At 63.7% G+C, this 21,248-nt stretch carries 17 protein-coding genes; 9 read left to right on the top strand and 8 right to left on the bottom strand.

Going from position 1 to position 21,248, the window contains the following annotated elements; all coding sequences use genetic code 11:
• Positions 1-11: 11 nt before the first annotated feature.
• Positions 12-980: a class II fructose-bisphosphatase gene (gene glpX, locus CGX12_RS03225; protein ID WP_094038463.1), complete on the bottom strand. Its 969-nt coding sequence runs from the start codon at positions 978-980 to the stop codon at positions 12-14.
• A gap of 327 nt (positions 981-1,307) precedes the next feature.
• On the opposite strand from glpX, the gene CGX12_RS03220 reads away from it, so the two are divergent.
• The 7 genes from CGX12_RS03220 (at position 1,308) to CGX12_RS03190 (ending at position 8,782) form a co-directional block, all read left to right on the top strand.
• The gene (locus CGX12_RS03220; protein ID WP_094038462.1) at positions 1,308-2,291 is read left to right on the top strand and encodes a sugar-binding transcriptional regulator; all 984 of its coding nucleotides are present in this window, start codon (positions 1,308-1,310) and stop codon (positions 2,289-2,291) included.
• Positions 2,292-2,421: 130 nt separating this feature from the next.
• Positions 2,422-3,357, top strand: a complete 936-nt coding sequence (locus CGX12_RS03215) for a chromate resistance protein ChrB domain-containing protein (protein ID WP_094038461.1) — start codon at positions 2,422-2,424, stop codon at positions 3,355-3,357.
• Positions 3,354-4,703: a chromate efflux transporter gene (chrA, locus tag CGX12_RS03210; protein WP_094038460.1), complete on the top strand. Its 1,350-nt coding sequence runs from the start codon at positions 3,354-3,356 to the stop codon at positions 4,701-4,703. The genes CGX12_RS03215 and chrA overlap by 4 nt, the downstream gene beginning before the upstream one ends.
• A gap of 194 nt (positions 4,704-4,897) precedes the next feature.
• Positions 4,898-5,926 carry a sulfate ABC transporter substrate-binding protein gene (locus CGX12_RS03205; protein ID WP_094038459.1) on the top strand — a complete coding sequence of 343 codons (1,029 nt, stop codon included), beginning with the start codon at positions 4,898-4,900 and terminating at the stop codon, positions 5,924-5,926.
• A gap of 48 nt (positions 5,927-5,974) precedes the next feature.
• Positions 5,975-6,811, top strand: a complete 837-nt coding sequence (gene cysT / locus CGX12_RS03200) for a sulfate ABC transporter permease subunit CysT (RefSeq protein ID WP_217898110.1) — start codon at positions 5,975-5,977, stop codon at positions 6,809-6,811.
• 18 nt (positions 6,812-6,829) lie between these two features.
• On the top strand, positions 6,830-7,711 hold the full coding sequence (gene cysW, locus CGX12_RS03195; RefSeq protein WP_094038458.1) for a sulfate ABC transporter permease subunit CysW: 882 nt from the start codon (positions 6,830-6,832) through the stop codon (positions 7,709-7,711).
• A gap of 3 nt (positions 7,712-7,714) precedes the next feature.
• A complete protein-coding gene (locus CGX12_RS03190) occupies positions 7,715-8,782 on the top strand; it encodes a sulfate/molybdate ABC transporter ATP-binding protein (protein ID WP_094038457.1) in 1,068 nt (355 codons plus the stop codon).
• A gap of 87 nt (positions 8,783-8,869) precedes the next feature.
• Here CGX12_RS03190 and CGX12_RS03185 read toward each other — a convergent pair whose 3' ends face one another.
• Both CGX12_RS03185 and putA read right to left on the bottom strand, forming a co-directional pair.
• Positions 8,870-9,814 (bottom strand): CysB family HTH-type transcriptional regulator, encoded by a 945-nt coding sequence (locus CGX12_RS03185; RefSeq protein WP_094038456.1) that lies wholly within the window; start codon positions 9,812-9,814, stop codon positions 8,870-8,872.
• 332 nt (positions 9,815-10,146) lie between these two features.
• Complete coding sequence (gene putA, locus CGX12_RS03180; protein ID WP_094038455.1) at positions 10,147-13,761, bottom strand: bifunctional proline dehydrogenase/L-glutamate gamma-semialdehyde dehydrogenase PutA; 3,615 nt, start codon at positions 13,759-13,761, stop codon at positions 10,147-10,149.
• Between the two features lie 234 nt (positions 13,762-13,995).
• On the opposite strand from putA, the gene CGX12_RS03175 reads away from it, so the two are divergent.
• Positions 13,996-14,448 carry an Lrp/AsnC ligand binding domain-containing protein gene (locus tag CGX12_RS03175; protein WP_094038454.1) on the top strand — a complete coding sequence of 151 codons (453 nt, stop codon included), beginning with the start codon at positions 13,996-13,998 and terminating at the stop codon, positions 14,446-14,448.
• A gap of 264 nt (positions 14,449-14,712) precedes the next feature.
• Here the strand turns inward: CGX12_RS03175 and CGX12_RS03170 are convergent, their stop codons facing one another.
• The 3 genes from CGX12_RS03170 to ttdA form a co-directional block, all read right to left on the bottom strand.
• Positions 14,713-15,708, bottom strand: a complete 996-nt coding sequence (locus CGX12_RS03170) for a TAXI family TRAP transporter solute-binding subunit (RefSeq protein WP_094038453.1) — start codon at positions 15,706-15,708, stop codon at positions 14,713-14,715.
• 227 nt (positions 15,709-15,935) lie between these two features.
• Positions 15,936-16,544, bottom strand: a complete 609-nt coding sequence (gene ttdB / locus CGX12_RS03165; protein ID WP_094038452.1) for a L(+)-tartrate dehydratase subunit beta — start codon at positions 16,542-16,544, stop codon at positions 15,936-15,938.
• Positions 16,541-17,446, bottom strand: coding sequence for a L(+)-tartrate dehydratase subunit alpha (gene ttdA, locus CGX12_RS03160; protein ID WP_094038451.1), 906 nt, complete (start codon positions 17,444-17,446; stop codon positions 16,541-16,543). Before ttdA ends, ttdB begins: the two co-directional genes overlap by 4 nt.
• A 249-nt stretch (positions 17,447-17,695) precedes the next feature.
• Between ttdA and CGX12_RS03155 the strand changes: the two genes are divergently transcribed.
• Entirely contained in the window at positions 17,696-18,619 is a 924-nt protein-coding gene (locus CGX12_RS03155; protein ID WP_094038450.1) for a LysR family transcriptional regulator, read from the top strand.
• Positions 18,620-18,681: 62 nt separating this feature from the next.
• Here the strand turns inward: CGX12_RS03155 and CGX12_RS03150 are convergent, their stop codons facing one another.
• A complete protein-coding gene (locus CGX12_RS03150; protein ID WP_198401846.1) occupies positions 18,682-20,124 on the bottom strand; it encodes an SLC13 family permease in 1,443 nt (480 codons plus the stop codon).
• 770 nt (positions 20,125-20,894) lie between these two features.
• The coding region (locus CGX12_RS19805) for a type 1 periplasmic-binding domain-containing protein (RefSeq protein WP_217898109.1) at positions 20,895-21,248 on the bottom strand (354 nt) is incomplete at its 5' end.

The following is a 21,248-nucleotide window of genomic DNA, read 5'->3' as shown; positions in this document are numbered from 1 at the left end:
GCCGGATCGCCTCAGTGCTGGGCGCGGATGCGTCGCACCGCCTTGGTGTGGCCGCAGATCACCAGCGTCTCCGTGGTCAACCGGCCATCGTCGTAGCGACGGACGCCTTCCAGCAGCTCGCCCCCGGTGATGCCGGTGGCCAGGAAAGCGATGTCGTCGGAGCGAACCATCTCCTCCAGCGTCAGCGCCGCTCCCGCGACCACGCCCATCTCCCGGCAACGACGGGCCTCCTGCTCACTGGCGGCGTCGTTGGCGGGGCTCGCCCCCTTGGCCTCGCTGCGCAGCAACAGTCGGCCCTGCATGTCGCCCCCCAGGCTGCGCGCCACCGCGGCGGAAATCACCCCCTCGGGCGCACCGCCGATACAATACATCATGTCGATGCCGGTATCGGGCAGGCAGGCCAGCACCGAGGCCGCCACGTCACCGTCGGGAAAGGCGAATACCCGTGCCCCCAGCCGGTGCAGCTCGGCAATCACCGCCTCGTGACGGGGCTTGGCCAGCGTCGCCACCGTCAGTTCGGACAACGGCTTGCCGAGGGCTTTCGCCACCGCCCGGGCATTGTCGGCCAGGGAGCGCTGCAGATCGATACTCCCCTTGGCCCCCTGCCCCACCACCAGCTTTTCCATGTACATGTCGGGTGCCGAGAGAAAACTCCCCCTGGCTCCCGCCGCCAGCACCACCAGCGCATTGGCCTGGCCCATGGCGGTCATGCGGGTGCCTTCGATGGGGTCCACCGCTATGTCCACGGCCACACCGCCCCGTCCCAGATGCTCGCCGATATAGAGCATGGGCGCCTCGTCGATTTCCCCCTCGCCGATCACGATGCGACCGTCGATCGGGCTCTGATTGAGCAAGTCGCGCATGGCCACCACGGCGGCCTGGTCGGCGGCGTTCTTGTCGCCGCGGCCCAGCCAGGCGTAGCCGGCCAGAGCCGCGGCCTCGGTCACCGCGCTCAGGCGGTAGAGCAGGTCCTGATCCATCTAAAGCCTCCCTTCAAGATATGGCGCCGGCAGGCTGCCGCGCACCTTGCTGGTCGAACACAGGGTAGCGCCGCCGCCAAACAAATGTCAACGATAAAAACAAATGAACAAAGCAAACATTCTGATGAAATCCCACAAACATTCTAAAATCACAGTTAAACCGCAAAATACGTCAAAATAATGACTAATAAAGGCCAGGGCTCGCCATAACTCAGCATATCATTGGTTATTAATGAAAACTTATGTAACAAATGCGCGTGCGACCGGCTTCTGTTACTTAAGTGCCTGATGTAGAATGACCGCCGGATAAAAAGGGGGAATCTTCATATGCTGGATCGGCAGGAAAGCGCGGAAATCGCACTGATGACGGAAATCGCCACGCTCTATTACGTGGAAGGCGAGACCCAGGAGGCCATCGCCCAGCGCCTGGACATGTCCCGTATCAAGGTCGGCCGTCTGATCAAGCGGGCCCACGCGGTCGGCATCGTCGACGTGCGGGTGCGCCACCACCCCTCGGTGAGCGCCGATATCGAAAAGGCGCTGATTGAACGTTTCGGCATCAAGCGCGCGCTGATCGCCCTGGATCACACAGACCCCGAACGCCAGCGCTCGGAGGTGGCGTCGCTGGTGGCCGATCACCTCACCCGTCAGCTCAGCGATGGCAGCGTGGTGGCGGTGGGCATGGGCCGCAATGTGGGCGCGGTGGCCGACAATGTGTTTACCGACAACAGCTACAAATGCTCCTTCGTCTGCGCCATCGGCGGCTCGCTCAAGGCCGGCGAATACATGAACCCGGATCACATCTGCCGCCGCCTGGCCGCCAAGTTCGGCGGCGACAGCGAAACCCTCTATGCTCCCGCCCTGGTGCAGCACCCGGAGCTGCGCCAGCAATTGCTGGAAAACAGCACGGTGCGCCAGACCCTGGACCGGGCCCGGCGCGCCGACATGGCGCTGATCGGGGTGGGCGACATGAGCGAAGACAGCAACATGGTGCGCATGGGCTGGTTCTCCCCCCAGGAGATCGCCGAGGCCCGGCTGTTGGGCACGGTGGGCGACATGATGGGGTACGACTTCATCGACATCCATGGCCAGACCTCCCAGACCAAGATGCAGGCCCGGGTGATCGGGCTGACCATCGGCGATCTGGCGCGGATTCCGGACGTTATCGCCATCGCCAGCGAAAGAACCAAGGCCGCCGGCATCCTTGGCGCCCTGCGCACCGGGGTGATCGACACCCTGGCCACCAGCTCGGCCAACGCCCTGACAGTGCTCAGCCTGGACGACGCCACCCGTAAAAAAGAGCAACCATAACCCCTCGCATCGAGGACAACTGCAGATTGGCACCTTGCTGTGGTGGGGCGCTGGCGGAGCTCTTGCGCAGGGGAAAAGACATCACTACTCTTGTAGCACTCTCTACAAAAATGTCTTTATCTCTACGACTATGAACTGGCTACTGTTGATCCTGACGCTGCCCACCGGGAATGCCACCGCGCGCATGCGGGCCTGGCGGGCGCTCAAGGCCTCCGGCGCCGCCGTGCTGCGCGACGGTGTCTACCTGTTGCCGGCACGGGACGAGCTGCGGCCGACCCTTCGCCAGATCGCCCGGGATGTCGGCGAACAGGGCGGCACCGCGTTTTTGCTCGACACCCGCAACGAAGAAGGGCCGGATTTTGTCCCCTGGTTTGATCGCGGCCAGGAGTTCAAGGAATTCCTGGGCGAACTCGCCGAACTGCAGGCACAGTTGGCCGCCACGCCAGCCCAGGACAACCTCAAACAGGTACGCAAGTTGCGCAAGCGTTTCGGCCAGTTGGCCGCCATCGACTTCTTCCCCGACCAGCCCCAACACCAGGCGGAAACGGCCCTGGTGCAGCTGGAGCGGGAAATAGCCCGCCGGATGAGCCCCGACGAACCCAGCCCGACCGGCACGCCGCTGCCGGCGCTGAATATCGCCGACTACCGCAACAGCTTGTGGGCCACCCGCGCCCGCCCCTGGGTCGACCGGCTGGCCAGCGCCTGGCTTATTCGCCGCTTTATCGATCCCGGCGCCCGGCTGCTGTGGCTGACGTCGGTGCGGGATTGTCCCCCCGAGGCGCTGGGCTTCGACTTCGACGGCGCCGCCTTCAGCCATGTCGGCGACCTGGTCACCTTCGAGGTGCTGCTGGCCAGTTTCGGCCTCGGCACAACCGCCTTGCAGCGCCTGGCCGGCATCGTCCATTACCTGGACGTGGGCGGCATCCCGCCCCCCGAGGCCAGCGGCATCGAAAGCCTGCTGGCCGGCCTGCGCGACACCCTCGCCGACGACGATGCCCTGCTGGCCGCCGCCAGCACCGTCTTCGACGGTTTACTCACCACCTTTGAAAAGGACATTTCCCGATGAAGCACCCCCTCGCCGATACCAAGGCGCCGCCAGCCGAGGTCAGTTTCTGGCAGGCCCTGCTGTTCTGGCTCAAGCTGGGCTTTATCAGTTTCGGCGGCCCGGCCGGGCAAATCGCCATCATGCACAGCGAGCTGGTGGATCGCCGCCGCTGGATCAGCGAAAAGCGTTTCCTGCACGCCCTCAACTACTGCATGGTACTGCCCGGGCCCGAAGCCCAGCAGTTGGCTGTTTATATCGGCTGGCTGCTGCACCGCACCAGGGGCGGGCTGGTGGCCGGCATCCTGTTCGTGCTGCCCTCCCTGTTTATCCTTATCGGCCTGTCCTGGATCTACCTGGCCTTCGGCGATGTGCCCCTGGTGGAGGGGATTTTCTACGGCATCAAGCCGGCGGTCACCGCCATCGTGGCCCAGGCCGCCTGGCGCATCGGCTCCCGGGTGCTGAAAAACCGGGTGCTCTGGGCCATCGCCACCGCCTCGTTCATCGCCATTTTCGCCTTCAACCTGCCCTTCCCGGCCATACTGCTGGGCGCCGCCCTGATCGGCTACATCGGCGGCCGCATCACCCCGTCCCGCTTCCAGGCCGGCGGCGGCCATGCCGCCTCCTCCACCGCAGCCGGCCCGGCGATCATCGACGATGACACCCCCACCCCGGAGCACGCGGTGTTCCGCTGGTCGCGGCTGGGCTGGGTGCTGCTGGTCGGTGCCCTGCTCTGGCTGTTGCCCATGGCGGCCATGACCACCACCCTGGGCTGGTCCCATGATCTGACCCAGATGGGCTGGTTCTTTACCAAGGCGGCCCTGCTGACCTTCGGCGGGGCCTATGCGGTGCTGCCCTATGTCTACCAGGGCGCGGTGGGGCACCATGGCTGGGTCAGCCCCACCCAGATGATCGACGGCCTGGCGCTGGGCGAAACCACACCAGGCCCGCTGATCATGGTGGTCGCCTTCGTCGGCTTTGTCGGTGGCTATGTCAAGGCGCTGTTCGGCCCGGACAGCCTGTTCCTGGCCGGCGCCGCCGCGGCCGCCCTGGTGACCTGGTTTACCTTTTTGCCCTCTTTCCTGTTTATTCTCGCCGGCGGTCCCCTGGTGGAGTCTACCCACGGCAACCTCCACCTGACCGCGCCCCTGACGGCCATTACCGCCGCCGTGGTCGGGGTGGTCCTGAACCTGGCGCTGTTTTTCGGCTATCACGTGCTCTGGCCCCAGGGTTTTGGCGGCCTGTTCGACTGGCCATCGGCCCTGATCGCCCTCGCCGCCGCTATCGCCCTGTTCCGCTATAAACGCAATGTGATCCTGGTGCTCAGCCTGAGTGCCCTGGCCGGGCTGGCCGTCCATCTCTTGCTTTGATCTTTGCACATAGCCCAGAGCTCCTGACCGAGCTTTGGGCTATACGCGCACCGCTGTTCCGCCTTATCTGCCGACCGTCTTCTTTATTCATTTTTCAGATAAGAATTTATTTTTTATTTCGTTTTTAAAGGTTAACCCCTGCCCTAACATCCTTCCCAGACACCGATACCATCATCGACTCAGGAGACAAAAGGATGTCCAAACTCAATCGTACCTTCAAACAACTGGCCGCCGCCGGCCTGCTTTCCGCCACCGCCTTCGCCAGCCTGGCCGCCAGTCCGGTGACCCTGCTCAACGTGTCCTACGATCCCACTCGGGAGCTGTACCGGGAATATAACCAGTGGTTCAGCGACCGGTGGCAGGCCGAACACGACCAGAAGGTGACTGTTCGCCAGTCCCACGGTGGCTCCGGCTCCCAGGCCCGCTCGGTGATCGATGGCCTGGAGGCGGACGTGGTTACCCTGGCCCTGGCCTACGACGTGGACGCCCTGCGCCAGCACGGCGAGCTGATCCCGGAAAACTGGCAGTCCAGGCTGGCCAACAACAGCTCGCCCTACACCTCCACCATAGTGCTGCTGGTGCGCAAGGGGAATCCCAAGAACATTTTGGACTGGGATGACCTGATCCGCGACGACGTGGAAGTGATCACCCCCAACCCCAAAACCTCCGGCGGTGCCCGCTGGAACTACCTGGCCGCCTGGGGTTACGCCCTCAAGCAAGATGGCGGTGACGAGCAAAAAGCCTACGAGTTCGTGGAAAAACTGTTCAAGAACGTGCCGGTGCTGGACCCCGGCGCACGCGCCGCCACCAACACCTTTGTGCAGCGTGGCTTGGGGGATGTGTTCATCGCCTGGGAGAACGAGGCTTTCCTGTCGGTCGAGCAGCTTGGCAAGGGCGAGTTCGAAATCGTGGTGCCCTCGATCAGCATCCTGGCCGAGCCGCCGGTCACGGTGGTGGACAAGAATGTCGACCGCAAGGGCACCCGCGCCATTGCCCAGGCCTACCTGGAAGGGCTTTATACCGATGATGCCCAGCGCCTGGCCGGCAAACACTACTATCGCCCGTCCAACCCCGACATCGCCGCCGAGTTCGCCGAGCAGTTTCCCGATGTAAAACTGTTCAGCATCGATGACGTGTTCGGTGGCTGGCAGCAGGCCCAGGACACCCACTTCAACGACGGTGGCAAGTTCGACGCTATTCTCGAAAGCATCGCCAAGCGTTAACCGTTAACAGAACTCAGGGGCCCTCGGGCCCCGCTCAAGGAGTGCAGTATGATGTTTTCCTCCGCCAGGCGTCGCAGCGTAATCCCGGGCTTCGGTCTGACCCTGGGATTTTCGCTGTTGTACCTGACCTTTATTTTCCTGATCCCGGTCGGCAGCCTGCTGCTCTATACCAGTCTGATGAGCTGGGAGGAGTTCTGGCGCGCCATCAGCCATCCCCAGGTGGTGGCCTCCTATAAGCTGTCGTTCTCGGCCGCCTTTATCGGCGCCGCCATCAACCTGGTGTTCGGCGCCCTGGTGGCCTGGGTGCTGGTACGTTATTCCTTTCCCGGCAAGCGGCTGGTGGACGGGCTTATCGACCTGCCCTTCGCCCTGCCCACCGCCGTGGCCGGCATCGCCCTGGTCACCCTGTACGCCAGCACCGGCTGGGTGGGCCAGTATTTCCACGCCTTCGGCATCCGCATCGCCTATACCCAGATTGGCGTGGTACTGGCCCTGACCTACATCGGCCTGCCCTTCGTGGTGCGCACCGTGCAGCCGGTGCTGGAGGATCTGGAAGCCGAACTGGAGGAAGCCTCCGCCAGCCTGGGCGCCGGCCGGCTGACCACGGTGCGCCGGGTAATACTGCCCGCGCTGCTGCCGGCCCTGCTCACCGGCTTTGCCCTGGCCTTCGCCCGGGCCATCGGCGAATACGGCTCGGTGGTGTTTATCTCGGGCAACCTGCCCTACAAGACCGAGATCACCCCGCTGCTGATCGTGGCCAAGGCCGAGCAGTACGACTATAACGGCGCCGCCGCCATCGGCACCGTGATGCTGCTGGCCGCCTTCGTGATGCTGCTGGTGATCAATTTCCTGCAGTGGTGGTCCAGCCGCCGCTTTGCCCACTGATGTGTCGGAGACCATACCATGACCACACTAACCCACTCCGCCCCGCTCGCCACCGGCAGCGACTGGCAGCGGGCCACCGAAGAGCCCGCCTGGGTAAGGCGCACCCTCACCGGCATCGCCCTGACCTTTCTGGCGCTGTTCCTGGTGCTGCCGCTGCTGGTGGTGCTGTACGGCGCCTTCGAGCAGGGGCTGTCGGTCTGGCTCGCCGCCGTGACCGAACCCGACGCCGCCGCCGCCATCCGCCTCACCCTGCTGGTGGTGCTGTTGGTGGTGCCCGCCAACGTCATCTTCGGGGTGGCCATCGCCTGGGCCATCGCCAAGTTCGAGTTTCGCGGCAAGCCTATATTGCTGTCGATTATCGACATGCCCTTCGCCATCTCGCCGGTGGTGGTGGGGCTGATTTTCGTGATCCTGTTCGGCTCCCAGGGCTGGCTGGGTGACTGGCTCAGCGCCCATGAGCTGCGCATCATCTTCGCCGTGCCCGGCATCGTGCTGGTGATCACCTTCGGCACCCTGCCCTTCGTGGCGCGCGAGCTGATCCCGCTGATGCAGCAACAAGGCAAGCAGGAGGAAGAAGCCTCCCTCACCCTGGGCGCCAGCGGCCTCAAGACCTTCTGGTACGTGACCCTGCCCAACATCAAGTGGGGCCTCATCTACGGCATCATCCTCTGCAACGCCCGCGCCATGGGCGAATTCGGGGCCGTGGCCATCGTTTCCGGGCGGATCCGGGGCGAAACCAACACCATGCCCCTGCATATCGAGGTGCTCTACAACGAGTACATGTTCACCGCCGCCTTCGCGGTGTCCTCCATCCTCACCGGCCTGGCCCTGGTCACCATCGCCCTCAAGTCCGGGGTGGAGTGGCTCGAACAGCGTAACCACCAGCATTCTGCGAGTTGACCCATGAGCATCAAGATTGAGAACCTGAACAAGCGTTTCGGCGACTTTGTCGCGGTAGACAACATCAACCTGACCCTGCCGGACGGGCAGCTCACCGCCCTGCTCGGCCCCTCCGGCTCGGGCAAGACCACCCTGCTGCGCATGATTGCCGGCCTGGAGCAGCCGGACTCCGGCCGCATCTCCTTCTACGGGGAAGACGCCACCGATCTGCACGTCAGCCACCGGGGGGTGGGCTTCGTGTTCCAGCACTACGCCCTGTTCAAGCACATGACGGTATTCGAAAACGTGGCATACGGCCTGACCGTGCGCCCGCGCCGGCTGCGTCCGGACAAGGCCGCCATCCGCAAGAAGGTGATGAGCCTGCTGGAGCTGGTGCAGCTGGACTGGACCGCCGATCGTTATCCGTCCCAGCTGTCCGGCGGCCAGCGCCAGCGCATCGCCCTGGCCCGCGCCCTGGCGGTGGAGCCCAAGGTGCTGCTGCTGGACGAGCCCTTCGGCGCCCTCGACGCCAAGGTCAGGGCCGAGTTGCGCCGCTGGCTGCGCCGGCTGCACGACGAAATTCACGTCACCAGCGTGTTCGTGACCCATGATCAGGAAGAGGCACTGGAGGTGTCCGACCGGGTGGTGGTGATGAACCAGGGCCGGGTCGAGCAGGAAGGCTCGCCGGAAGAGGTGTACGATCACCCGGCCAATCCCTTCGTGTACCAGTTCCTCGGCAACGTCAACCTGTTCCACGCCCGGGTGGGCCAGGGCGCCGCCACCATCGGCGGGCTGCGCTTGCCGGTACCGGAGCTGAAGGAAGTGGAAAACGAGGCCGGCCTGGCCTACGTTCGCCCCCACGAGATAGAGGTACTGGCCGGCCCGGCGCCGGACGCCCTGCACGCGGTGCTCGAGAGCCTGACCGTGGTCGGCCCCACCGTCCGGCTGGAGCTCAGGGCGGACGACGCCAAGGGGCTGATCCAGGCCGAGCTGCCCAAGACCCACTTCCGCACCCTGGGACTGCTCGCCGGCGACGATGCCTGGTTGCGCCCGCTGCAAAGCCGAGTGTTCCTCAACCAGCACAGCGCCTGAATCCTCAAAAAAGCTCAAGCAAGGGGGGAGGCCGCGGCCTCCCCCCTTGGTCTGTTATTCCCCGGGCATGGATGCCATGCCCGCACCTCACACCGGCTCGGCCTCCTCGACGCCGAACATGGCCTCGTCGGCCGCTTCCCGGGTCAGCCCGGGGCTGCACAGGCTGAGGAAGTCGTAGACATAGCCGCGCAGAAAGGAGCCCCGCCGCACCCCCAGGTAGGTGGTGTTGGTGGGGAACAGCTGGCGGCAGTCGAGCAACCGCAGCCCCTGATCCCGCCGCTCGTCGAAGGCCATGGACGCCATGATGCCGATGCCCAAGTCCAGCTCCACATAGGTCTTTATCACGTCCGCATCCAGGGCCGACATGGCGATGTCGAGCTGGATGCCCGCCGTCCGGAACGCCTCGTCGATGTTGTTCCGACCGGTGTAGCCCTCGTGGTAGGTGATCACCGGATAGGCGGCGATATCGGCCAGCGAAACCTGCGGCAGGCGGGCCAGGGGGTGCGCCTCGGGCACCACCACGCTGTGATGCCAGCGGTAATAGGGAAAGCAGGCGAAGTGCCGCTGGTTGGCCAGCAGGCCCTCGGTGGCGATGCCCACGTCCACCTCGCCGGCCTTGAGCAGCTCCGCGATTTCGTCGGGCCCGCACTGGTGCAGCGCCAGCCGCACCTTGGGGAATTTTTGCTGGAACTGCTTGAGCACCGCCGGCAGCGCGTAGCGGGCCTGGGTGTGGGTGGTGGCGATGCGCAGGCTGCCGCTGTCGCTGTGCACGAACTGCTGGGCCGCCTGACGCATGTTGTCGAGCTCGGCCAGGATCCGCTCCACCGAGCCCAGCACCAGCTCGCCCGGCTCGGTCAACCCCAGCAGCCGCTTGCCCCGCCGTTCGAACAGGGTCACGCCCAGCTCCTCCTCCAGATCCCGCAGGTGCTTGCTGACCCCGGACTGGGAAGTGAACAGGGCCGTCGACACCGCCGTCAGGTTGAACTGCCGCCGCGCCGTTTCCCGTACTATCCGTAACTGCTGTAGGTTCATGATCCTGCCTGGCCTCTGATTTCTTATTCCTTTATGAAATATAAAATCCAATTCATATATTCATAAATAATCTTTTTCGATATCAATAGCAGGATTGGTAGTAACAGGGCCTCTGTCCTGGCCCCAGAGCACCAAGAAAGTTCAAAAATCAAGCAGCGCCATGCCTTACCCGTAGGCGCCCGTTCACGTGGCGCAAGCCTGCAGCGATGGGGAGCCGGAAACATAAAAAAACCGCCTTTCCCGGCGGGAAAGGCGGTCAGCATGCGGCTTACTGGGGCGCCGGCGGACGCATGCCGCCTTGGCGGCATGCGTTGCACGGTTCCCTCCGGGGCTTACTCCGAGGCGGCGATCAGGCTGGCGTTGCCGCCCGCCGCGGTGGTGTCGACGCACAGGTGGCGTTCGATCACGAAGCGCTCGGGCAGCGCCTGCTCGGTGATCAGCGGCAGCAGGGCACCGTCGCGGCGCGCCAGGGCCAGCCGGTACTGGCGCAGGGTGGCGGTGTCGGCATGGCTTGCTACCGCCTCGAAGCCGCTGAGGCTTTCGAGGGCGGCGGGCTGCAGCAGGCCGTCCAGGCCGATGGCCGGAATGCCGGCCGCCGCGGCGCCTGCCAGCGCCGTACTCGCCCCGGGCGCCACCACCACCACGGCATTGCCCTGGGACAGGGCGGTGCCGGCCTGGGCCATGGCCGAGGCCAGATCCGGCCCCAGGCAGAGCAGGGTGCCGCGGGCAAAGCAACGCAGCCGGTTGAGTTCGCCGGTCGGGCCCGGCATCTCTTCCGCCGTGGCGTCCAGCGCCGCCGGCACGGTGCCGAAGATGGGCGCCAGCCGCTCGGCCCGGTGTTGGGCGCGGGCCCAGTCCTTGCCGTCCAGCCGGCCGATGGCCTCCTGCACCTGGGCCGCCGTTACCGCGGCCGCCGCCGCCGGCACGCCCGCCCCGGTGTCCACCTTCATAAAGCGGCGCACATACTGGGGACCGCCCGCCTTGGGACCGGTGCCCGAGAGCCCTTCGCCGCCGAAGGGCTGGGAGCCGACGATGGCGCCGATCTGGTTGCGGTTGACGTAGATATTGCCGACCTTGATGCGGCCGGTGATGCGCTCCACCCGCTTGTCGACCCGGGTATGCAGGCCGAAGGTCAGGCCGAAGCCCTGGGCGTTGATCTGGTCCACCACCTGGTCGAGTTCATGGGCCTCGAAGGTAGCCACGTGCAGCACGGGCCCGAAGATCTCCTCCTCCAGCTCGTGGATGCCCTCGAGCTTGATCACCGTCGGCGCCACGAAGAGCCCCTCGGCGGGCACCGGCAGCTGCTTGAGCACCCGCCCCCGGCGCGCGAACTTTTCGCAGTGCGCCTCAATGCCGCGCTTGGCGTTCTCGTCGATCACCGGGCCCACGTCGGTGTCGAGCTGCCAGGGGTTGCCCAGGCGCAGCTCGTCCATGGCGCCGAACAGCATCTCCAGCAGGTGATCGGCGATGTCCTTCTGCACATAGAGCATGCGCAGGGCGGAGCAGCGCTGGCCGGCGCTCTGGAAGGAAGAGGCCAGCACGTCGCGCACCACCTGCTCCGGCAGCGCGGTGGAGTCCACTATCATGGCGTTGAGGCCGCCGGTTTCCGCCACCAGGGGCGCGTCCGGCGCCATGGACTCGGCCATCACCTTGTTGATGCGCTGGGCGGTGGCGGTGGAACCGGTAAAGCAGACGCCGTCGATGCGCGGGTCCGAGGTCAGCGCCGCGCCCACGGTGCTGCCGCTGCCGGGCAGCAGCTGGATGGCCTCGCGGGGAATGCCGGCCTCGTGCATCAGCTCGACCGCCCGGCTGGCGATCAGCGCGGTCTGGCCGGCGGGCTTGGCGATGACGGCGTTGCCCGCCGCCAGCCCCGCCAGCACCTGGCCGGCGAAGATGGCCAGGGGGAAGTTCCAGGGCGAGATACAGGCGATCACGCCTCGGCCGGCGCCGACGTCCTGGTTGCGCTCGGCTTCATTCGGATAGTAGCGGGCGAAGTCGACCGCCTCACGGATTTCGGCAACCCCATCCAGCAGGGTCTTGCCCGCTTCCCGGGTGGCCAGGGCGAACAGCTCGGCGGCGTGCTCCTCGAACAGGTCGGCCACCCGGCGGATGCGCGCGCAGCGCTCGGCCACCGGCAGGGCGGACCAGAGCTCGAACCCGGTGCGGGCGGCGGCGATGGCGGTGTCGATATCCTCTTTCGACGCTTGGGTGACATGGCCCACCAGGTCCGACGGCACCGCCGGGTTGCGCACTTCCTCTGTCAGGGTGCTGCTCACCGGGCCGGCGATCACGGGCCCGCCGGTCCACTGTCGGGTCTTGAAGGGCGCGCGGGCGGCCTCGATCTCCGCCACCTCTACCGGGTTGGTGATGTCCCAGCCCCGGGCGTTGCGGCGTTTGGCGCCGTAGAGATCGGCCGGGCGCGCTATGGTCTTGCTCGACACCTGGTCGCCCATGGCCGCCACCGCATCGAAGGGATCCCGGGCGATATCCTCGGGCTGGATGCGGGTGTCGACAATCTGGTTGACGAAGGAGCTGTTGGCGCCGTTTTCCAGCAGGCGGCGCACCAGGTAGGCCAGCAGATCCTGGTGGGCGCCCACCGGCGCATAGATGCGGCAGCGGGTGCCCTGCTTGGTGAGCACGGCGTCGTGCAGGGACTCGCCCATGCCGTGCAAGCGCTGGAACTCGAAGCAGTCGCGGCCCTGGGCCAGCTCGAGGATGGCCGACACCGAGTGGGCGTTGTGGGTGGCGAACTGGGGATAGATGCGGTCGGTCATGCCCAGCAGCTTCTTGGCGCAGGCGATATAGGACAGATCGCTGTTGACCTTGCGGGTGAACACCGGAAAGTCCGCCAGCCCCATCACCTGGGCGCGCTTGATCTCCGCGTCCCAGTAGGCGCCTTTCACCAGCCGCACCATGATGCGGCGGTCGAGCTTGTCGGCCAGGGCGTACAGCCAGTCGAGCACGTGAGCGGCCCGCTTGCCGAAGGCCTGCACCACGATGCCGAAGCCGTCCCAGTCCGCCAGGGCGGGATCGGACAGCACCGCTTCGATCACGTCCAGGGACAGGTCCAGGCGATCCGCTTCCTCCGCGTCGATGTTGAAGCCCATGTTGGCGGCCTTGGCCTGTTTGGCCAGCTCCAGGGTGCGGGGCACCAGCTCGTTCATCACCCGTGCTTTCTGGCCGAACTCGTAGCGGGCGTGCAGCGCCGACAGCTTGACCGAAATGCCCGGGTTCTGGCGGATGTCCGGGTGCTTGCAGTGCGACGCTAGGGACTTGATGGCATCGGAGTAGGCCTTGTGGTAACGCAGGGCGTCGGCGTCGGTACGGGCAGCCTCGCCCAGCATGTCATAGGAATAGGTGTAACCCCGCTCCTCGTATTTATTGGCGCGCTTGAGCGCCTCTTCGATGTTGCGGCCCAGCACGAACTGGCGCCCCATCTCCTTCATCGCCTGGCCGACGGCGGTGCGCACCACCGGCTCGCCCAGGCGCTTGATCATGGCACGCAAGGTGGTGGCCAGGCCCTGGCGGTCCACCGGCGACAGCAGCTTGCCGGTGACCAGCAGCGCCCAGGTAGAGCTGTTGATCAGCGAGGAGCTGGAACGGCCGCGGTGCTCGCCCCAGTTGCCGGATGAAATCTTGTCTTCGATCAGCTCGTCGATGGTGCTCTTGTCCGGCACCCGCAGCAGCGCCTCGGCCAGGCACATCAGCGCCACGCCTTCCTTGGTGGTGAGGCCGTACTGGGCCAGGAACTTTTCCATCATGGTCGGGGTGGAACTGGCGCGCACCTGGCGCACCAGCTCGGCGGCCCGGGCCGACATGCGGGCGCGAACGTCGGCGGACACCTGGGCATTGGCCGCCAGGGCCTTGACCACCCCGGCTTCATCCGCCAGGTAATGACTCCGAACCTGCTCCCGGCAAGCCGCCAGCGACAGTGCATGATCTTTCATCCGACCTTCTCCTCGGTGTGTACGATTTTGTTGGCATCATGCTAACCGAAAGTGAATACCCATTTTTCCTATATAAGCATCTTCAACTTCACTTATGGACTTTTTATTGGCATTTATTTTTAACCTTTAACCACAAAAAATGATAAAAATAGCCATATCGACCAATCACCGGTTTTTGGCCGGGAACAGGGCGCGCAACGCTATGGGCACCTTGAACGAATAGGGAGGAGAACAATGGGACAACTGGACAGGGCGGACCTGCAGATCATCCAGGAGCTGCGCGAAAACGCCCGCATCACCCTCACCGAGCTGGCCGCCCGGGTCGGGCTGTCGAAAACCCCCTGCCAGCTGCGCATGCGCCGGCTGGAGGAGCAGGGCTACATCACCGGCTACACCGCCCTGGTGGATCAGAGCAAGCTGGGGCTCAGCCATATCTCCTTCGTGCAGATCACCCTGAACGACACCAGCAGCAAGGCCCTTACCGCCTTCAACAAGGCGGCGCTCAAAATAGCGGAAGTGGAGCAGTGCCATATGATCGCCGGCGGCTTCGACTACCTGCTGAAGATCCGCACCAAGGACATGGCCTCCTACCGCATGGTGCTGGGCGAGAAAATCTCCGCCCTGCCCCATGTGCTGCAGACCAGCACCTTCGTGGTAATGGAAAACGTGCGGGATATCGGGCTGTAGGACACCGAACAGCGTAGCAGTTGATCTGTATGATGCTTCTTGGGGCGCAGGCGGGCCGCCTGCGCCCCACCAGCAAGGCGCACATCTGCTAACGGCATGTGCTGCTGCCCTTCGATATCAGCACCTCGGAGAACGCCGTGCTCTGAACTTCCCGCCCGGGGACCGTCCGGTTAATAGAGAAAGCATCCCGCCTGGCCAGGCGGAATGCGTGAATCACTTGCTGATGGCGCCGTGACGGTACATGCCCAAAGCGGTTGTAGCGGCTTACTGCTGGATCTGCGTCAGGGTCAGTCCATTTTCCGTCCAGAAGCGGGCCGCGCCTTCATGGACCTTGTTCACCACGCCATTCAGCCCGGACGCCATGGTCATGGTCCTGGCAGCGTCATGCACCTGATGCAGGTATGCCAGGCCTTCCGGCGAGTAGATGCTGCCCATCAGTTGGTAAACCCTGTCCTTGTCCATATGAGGGCCGGCCACCCAAAGGGCGGAGTCCTGGATGGTGACCACGTCGCAATCCACGCCCGGATAGGTACCGGCGGGGATGATCACGGTGGCGTAGTAGGGATGATCATGGAACAGGGTGCCTTTCTCGGCGGCCTCGTTCAGCTGCAGCAGGCGGATCCTGTTGCTGTTGGCGGCCTGATTGACAGACTCGTTGGGAAAGCCGGCGAACACCCAGAGGGCATCGAGCCGGCCTTCTCCCAAGGCGGCTGCACCCTGGTTGTTGCCGACATATTGGGGCTCAATCTTGTCCCACAGGCCCACCCCCTCGAAGAAGCGCCGGGCGGAGGCGGCAGCTCCGGAGCCAACCTCCCCCACGGCCACTTTCTTGCCGGCCAGTTGGGCTACGTCGGTGATGCCGGAGCCCTCCAGCACGATCAGGTGGGCCGGGGCACCGTACAGGTAGGCGACGGCCCGGACGTTGCGGTAGCGGCGGGGGTCGTTGTCCAGCTTGCCCTGCATCCCCAGGTAGATGTCGCCGGCATAGACGATGCCGAAGTCGGCGTCCCGGGCGTCGACCCGGCGCAGGTTTTCCACCGAGCCGGCAGAGGACTGGCTGGACAGGTCCACCCCCTCCATGGAGCTCGACAGCCGGCTGGCGATGCCCTCGGAGAAGGACTGGAAAGTACTGCCGTCAGGGCCGCCGGAAAAGGTAAAGGACTCGGCAGAGACCGGGGCGTTCATGCCGACGGCCGCCAGGGCGGCCAGGATCAGGGGGAGCAGCGCTCTGGAGGGGTTGAACCGTTGCGTCAGCGTCATGGTGATTTCCTTATTTATGATGGGGCGGGGTCCCGTATCCGTCAGGCGCCAATTCCGCGCCGGAGCGCGGCGGCCGGAGCCGGCGTCGACCGGACTTCCACCACCGACATACCGAGCCCCCGCCACAGCATGCCTGCCCGGTCCGTCCGGTCGCCACCCTTGTCTCCCGCCGCCGTGCTCCGGCCCTTTGGCCTGCCCGGATACCGGGCCCCATGGCGTGTTGCGGCTTATTTGATGAAGCGGACCTGCTCGTAGATTTTTTCCAGCACCGGTTTCTTCTTCTCGTTAAAGCGGGCCTTGTTCTGCTCGAAGATGTTATTGCCCTTGGTGTCGATGGAGATGATCAGCGGGCCGAATTCCTTGACACGATTGACCCACAGCGTTTCCGGCATGCCCAGATCCTGCCATTCGGCACGCTCTATGGCCTCGACCTTGGTGGCCGCCACCACGGCGCAGCCGCCGGGGAACACCGCGTGCACCGCCTTGTGCTCGAGGCAGCCCTGGGCCGTCTCCTCGCCCATGCCGCCCTTGCCGACAATCAGCTTGACGCCGGTCTGCTCGATAAAGGCCTTCTCGAACTTCTCCATGCGCATGCTGGTGGTGGGGCCGATGGACACCATCTCGAAGCCGCCGTCTTCCTTTTCCCGGACGATGGGGCCGGCATGGAAAATGGCGCCGCCCTTCAGATCGACCGGCAGCTCGCGCTTGAGCTCGATCAGCCGCCGGTGCGCCACATCACGGCAGGTTACCAACTGCCCGGTCAGGTACACCACGTCGCCCACGTTGAGGGACTCGAGATCTTCGTCTCTGATGGGGGTAGTCAGTACTTTTTTCATAACACAACTCCTTGATGTGACAAGACTTCATATGACAGGTCGGCATTGAAGCGGATGGTGCCGCGGCGGTGCGCCCAGCAGCCGGTGGACACCGCCACCCCGATGGTGGAAGGATGGCGAGCGGAGGACTCGATGTTGACTCCCATTACGCTGGTGTTGCCGGTCAGGCCCTGGGGGCCGATGCCGATCTCGTTGAGGCCATCGGTCAGCAGCTCTTCCATCAGGGCGGCGTTGTCGTTGGCATTCTTGCTGCCCACCGGGCGCAGTATGGCCTTCTTGGACAGACGCGCCGCCGTTTCCACCGAGGTGGACACCCCAACGCCGACCAGCAAGGGCGGGCAGGCATTGATGCCGCGGGAGGTGATCACATCGAACACGAACTCGGCCACGCCTTCATATCCCTGGCCGGGCATCAATACCTTGGCGGAGCCGGGAAGGGTGCAACCGCCGCCGGCCATATAGACTTCGATGGTGGCGCTGTCGTCGCCGGGGACGATATCCCAGTCCAGCCACGGGATCTTGGAGCCGGCGTTGGTGCCGGTATTCTTTTCGTCGAAGGTTTCCACCGCGTTGTGCCGCAGGGGGCCGATACGGGTGGCTTCAATGGTGGCATTGCGCAGTATTTCTTCCAGCTCGCCCAAATAGGGAAACTTGGCGCCGACGGTAAGGAAATATTGAATCACACCGGTATCCTGACAGCTGGGTCTATTGAGCTTGTCCGCGGCATCCTGATTCTCTGCCATGGTATCGAAAATAGCGATGGCCAGCGGGTTGGTTTCTTTTTTTCTCAGCTCGGCCTGTTTTTCCTTTACATCCGTCGGCAGTCGCTTACCGATATAACTGGTAAACTTGGCGATGACATCGGTCAATTTACCTACGGCTTCGTCATGATTTAAGCTCATTACGGCTATCCTCTTCTTGTTCAGAAATCGGCATTTCCTGTCGGCTTGTCAAAAATAAAGACAAGAGGCACGTCATTTGAATTGGTTCCAGGTTAAAACCCGATGCGTTATTGCCGCATCCATTCAATATCCATGTGGTAAATCCCTTTTTTATGGAAGGGATGTTCATATGGTACAATTGCATTGTAAGCTGTTAATCAAATGTTGAGGTTGATTAGGGCTCACTTCATTCTTTCCTTGAGGTTAACAATGAACCAAGTTTCCGAGCTGGGCTTCTTCGTCCTGCTGGCCAAGGCCGGCAGCCTGGCCGCCGCCGCCCGGGAGATGAACGTCACTCCCTCCGCCGTGACCAAGCGGCTGTCGAGCCTGGAAGACCGGCTGGGGGTGCGGCTGCTGAACCGGACCACCCGCAGGATCAGCCTGACCAACGAAGGCGAGATCTACCTGCACCACGCCCAGCGGATACTGACGGACATCGCGGACATGGAAGGGCTGGTTGCCCACAGCCGCACCACCCCCAAGGGCTTGCTGCGCATCAATGCCCCGCTCGGCTTCGGCCGCTCCTACATCGCCCCGGTGGCGTCCGAATTCATGCAGCTTTATCCCGAGGTGGAAATACAGCTGACACTGACCGACAGGCCTATCAGCCTGCCCGACGAGGCCATCGACATCGCCATCCGCTTCGGCGAGATCCCCGACTCCCGGCTGTTCGCCAGAAAAATCGCCGCCAATCGCCGCTTGCTGTGCGCCGCCCCCGGCTATCTCAAGCGGCACGGTCGGCCGGCCACGGCCGCCGAGCTGTCCGGGCACCAGTGCATCGTGCTCCGGCAGAACGACGCTACCTACGGCCTGTGGCGCCTGTCCAAGGACGGCAAGACCGAAAACATCCGGGTCAGCGGCAAGGCCAGCACCAACGACGGCGAAGTGGCGCTCAAGTGGGCCCTGGACGGCCACGGGATCCTGATGCGGGCGGAATGGGATCTGGCCCGCTACCTGCGCAGCGGCAGGCTGGAGCTGGTGCTGGAGGACTACGCCACCCCGCCGGCGGACATTTACGCGGTTTACCTGGAAAAACTGAACATCTCGGCCAAGGTCGTGGCCTTTCTCGATTACTTGCAGGAATCCTTCCTGCCGGAAAGGCAGGAGCGGGATGACAACCCTTCCATCTGGTAGGCAACGAAAAAAGGGCGGCATCCCTTGCCGCCCTTCGTCATTTTATATCACCGCCCCGAGGCTCAGAGCATGCCGCCGAAGATAAGCGGCACCAGGTACGAGATGATGATCACCGAGAACACCACGCCGAGCAGGTTCAGCCATATCCCGGCCCTGACCATGGTACTGATCTTCAGGTAACCGGTCGCGAACACGATGGCGTTGGGCGGCGCGGCAACCGGCGACATAAAGGCGAAGGTCGCCCCCATGCAGGCCGCCACCATCAGGATGATGGGATCCATGCCCAGGGCGGCAGCCCCGGCGGCCACGATGGGATACACCATGGTGGCGGTGGCGGTGTTGGAGGTGAACTCGGTGAGCAGGGTGATCACTCCCACGATCAGCGCTATGGTCAGCCACAGCGGCACCTCGGTGAAGTTGACCAGTTGCCCGCCTATCCACTGATCCAGGCCGGAGCTGGTGATACCGCCGGCAATGGCCAGGCCGCCGCCGAACAGCCACAGTATTCCCCAGGGCAGCTTCTTCACCGTGTCCCAGTCCAGGATAGTGCCGGCGGCGTTCCTGGCCGGCAGGATAAACAGTACGAAGGCACCGCACAGGGCGATGATGGTGTCGTCGATGCCGGGGATCAGGGCCTTGAGCACGAAGCTGCGGGTTATCCATGCCAGGGCGACCAGCGAGAATACTGCCAGCACCACGGCTTCCTCGAAGCTCATTTTACCCAGTTCCTTCTTCTCCTTTTTAATCACCTCCACGCCACCGGGAAGATGTTTGACCTTCATCGGAAAGGCAATCTTGACCAGGTACAGCCAGATCAGCGGGATCAGGATGGCCACCAGCGGAATGCCGAACAGCAGCCACTGGGCAAAGGAGATCTCCACGTCGTACAGCTTCTTGACGGTGGCCGCCAGTATGGTGTTGGCGGGGGCGCCGATCAGGGAGCCGAAACCACCCAGGGTGGCGGCATAGGCGGTGCCCAGCATCATCGCCGTGCCGAAGGGAAAGTTGCCGGGCGTGGTGTCCACCCCGGGGCTGTTCTTCTGGATGGCGTCGGCAAGATGCTTGGTGACCGCCAGGCTCATGGGCACCATCATCATGGTGGTGGCGGTGTTGGAAATCCACATCGACAGAAAAGCGGTGGCCGTCATGAACCCGAGGATAATCATGTTCGGGTTGGTGCCGATGAAGGAAATGATGCCGAGCGCGATCCGGCGGTGCAGGTTCCATTTTTCCATGGCCAGCGCCATCATGAAGCTGCCCACGAACAGGAAGATCAGCGGATCGCCATAGGAGGCGGACACCGCGCCCGTGTTCATTACGCCCATCAGCGGGAACAGGATCAGCGGCAACAGGGAAGTCAGCGGGATGGGAATGGCTTCCGTTATCCACCAGGTCGCCACCCAGGCCACGATGGCCAATACCGCCACCGCCCCGGCCGACATGCCTGCCGGCGCGAAAAAGGCATTGATAATAAAGAACAGGGCCGGCCCCATCAGCAGCCCCATCCATTGCGCGTTACTGTAACTCCTCGATCTTTTATTGTCCGCGGCCGAATCCTGGTTTCCCGGACTCAATCCCAGTGTGAGAATAAACCTCAGCGTTCTTTTGGCTTGATCGTTCCAAGCCCACATTTGATTCCAGAATGTCCTGACGGATGACATGGCCGATAACTCCCTTTTCTGTTTGGGCCGGTAAAAACCCTTTCAGCTATTTCCATTGGCATATAAATAGGGACGAGTCTGTTTATTGCATCCGGGGTGGATGCAATCATAATCCTTATATACCTTGCCTGGCGTTAACGTCAGGCCTCAATCGCCACAAACCGTTAACGCGTTGTTAATATAACTCCCTGCAAGATGTAATGGATTAACGTGGATTCACTTCATTATTGAAATGAGCTCAATAATTCATGCCCGGCGTCACCGTCATTCGCCGGGCAGGCTTTTTCGAAGGGAGATACCGTGGGCGGGCAGGCTCAGTCCCAGCGGACGACGTGTTTTCAGCCAGCATTTTTTTCATCGGCGCCGGGCTGTGCGGCAGCAGGCCCTTCCTCGAGGCCGAAGGGTTTGAAGAGGGTGTTGAACACCGCCAGGATTGAGCTGCCGCTGCCCCGCTCATTGAGCAAAGTTATGCTCAAAAATCATTGAATCTGGCTTTTTTGAGCGACATTTTGCTCAAGATGGCTCGAAAGCATCGTATCCCGACGTCCGCGGTGGCCCGTCTGGCGACAAGGGCTAAAGTGGGGGCAAAGCCGGCCACTCGCGATCCGGCGTCCTCAGTCACCCAGGTTTTCCGGGGTGAACAGAGTGAAGTCGATGCGGCCGCCGGCGGCGGGCGGGGTGGTCCGTTCCAGGTGGCAGATCAGCAGCTCCAGTGCGCGGAAGGCGTGCAGCTCCGGGTTTTGATCCAGGGTCAGGTGCATTTTGCCCTGGCGCAGCAGGGACTGGGTGGTGGGGTGCAGCTCGTGGCCGATAAAAACGCAGCGCCCGGCCAGTTGCCGCCGCTCCAGCAGGCCGGCGATGATGCCGTTGCCGGGCCCGGTGTTGTACAGCCCGGCCACCGCCCCCGCCGCCAGCCGCTCGCGCACCAGGGATTCGATCAATTCGTTCTGCTCGCGCCCTTCCAGCAC

Origin of the sequence: Zobellella denitrificans, assembly GCF_002237365.1 — a bacterium.
Taxonomy (GTDB): Bacteria; Pseudomonadota; Gammaproteobacteria; order Enterobacterales; family Aeromonadaceae; genus Oceanimonas; species Oceanimonas denitrificans.
This window is presented reverse-complemented; position numbering and strand designations above follow the sequence as displayed.

Excerpts from the sequence above, each read along its gene's own strand:
- glpX (WP_094038463.1), bottom strand. The coding sequence starts at position 980 with ATGGATCAGGACCTGCTCTACCGCCTGAGCGCGGTGACCGAGGCCGCG.
- CGX12_RS03220 (WP_094038462.1), top strand. The coding sequence starts at position 1,308 with ATGCTGGATCGGCAGGAAAGCGCGGAAATCGCACTGATGACGGAAATC.
- CGX12_RS03215 (WP_094038461.1), top strand. The coding sequence starts at position 2,422 with ATGAACTGGCTACTGTTGATCCTGACGCTGCCCACCGGGAATGCCACC.
- chrA (WP_094038460.1), top strand. The coding sequence starts at position 3,354 with ATGAAGCACCCCCTCGCCGATACCAAGGCGCCGCCAGCCGAGGTCAGT.
- CGX12_RS03205 (WP_094038459.1), top strand. The coding sequence starts at position 4,898 with ATGTCCAAACTCAATCGTACCTTCAAACAACTGGCCGCCGCCGGCCTG.
- cysT (WP_217898110.1), top strand. The coding sequence starts at position 5,975 with ATGATGTTTTCCTCCGCCAGGCGTCGCAGCGTAATCCCGGGCTTCGGT.
- cysW (WP_094038458.1), top strand. The coding sequence starts at position 6,830 with ATGACCACACTAACCCACTCCGCCCCGCTCGCCACCGGCAGCGACTGG.
- CGX12_RS03190 (WP_094038457.1), top strand. The coding sequence starts at position 7,715 with ATGAGCATCAAGATTGAGAACCTGAACAAGCGTTTCGGCGACTTTGTC.
- CGX12_RS03185 (WP_094038456.1), bottom strand. The coding sequence starts at position 9,814 with ATGAACCTACAGCAGTTACGGATAGTACGGGAAACGGCGCGGCGGCAG.
- putA (WP_094038455.1), bottom strand. The coding sequence starts at position 13,761 with ATGAAAGATCATGCACTGTCGCTGGCGGCTTGCCGGGAGCAGGTTCGG.
- CGX12_RS03175 (WP_094038454.1), top strand. The coding sequence starts at position 13,996 with ATGGGACAACTGGACAGGGCGGACCTGCAGATCATCCAGGAGCTGCGC.
- CGX12_RS03170 (WP_094038453.1), bottom strand. The coding sequence starts at position 15,708 with ATGACGCTGACGCAACGGTTCAACCCCTCCAGAGCGCTGCTCCCCCTG.
- ttdB (WP_094038452.1), bottom strand. The coding sequence starts at position 16,544 with ATGAAAAAAGTACTGACTACCCCCATCAGAGACGAAGATCTCGAGTCC.
- ttdA (WP_094038451.1), bottom strand. The coding sequence starts at position 17,446 with ATGAGCTTAAATCATGACGAAGCCGTAGGTAAATTGACCGATGTCATC.
- CGX12_RS03155 (WP_094038450.1), top strand. The coding sequence starts at position 17,696 with ATGAACCAAGTTTCCGAGCTGGGCTTCTTCGTCCTGCTGGCCAAGGCC.
- CGX12_RS03150 (WP_198401846.1), bottom strand. The coding sequence starts at position 20,124 with ATGGGGCTGCTGATGGGGCCGGCCCTGTTCTTTATTATCAATGCCTTT.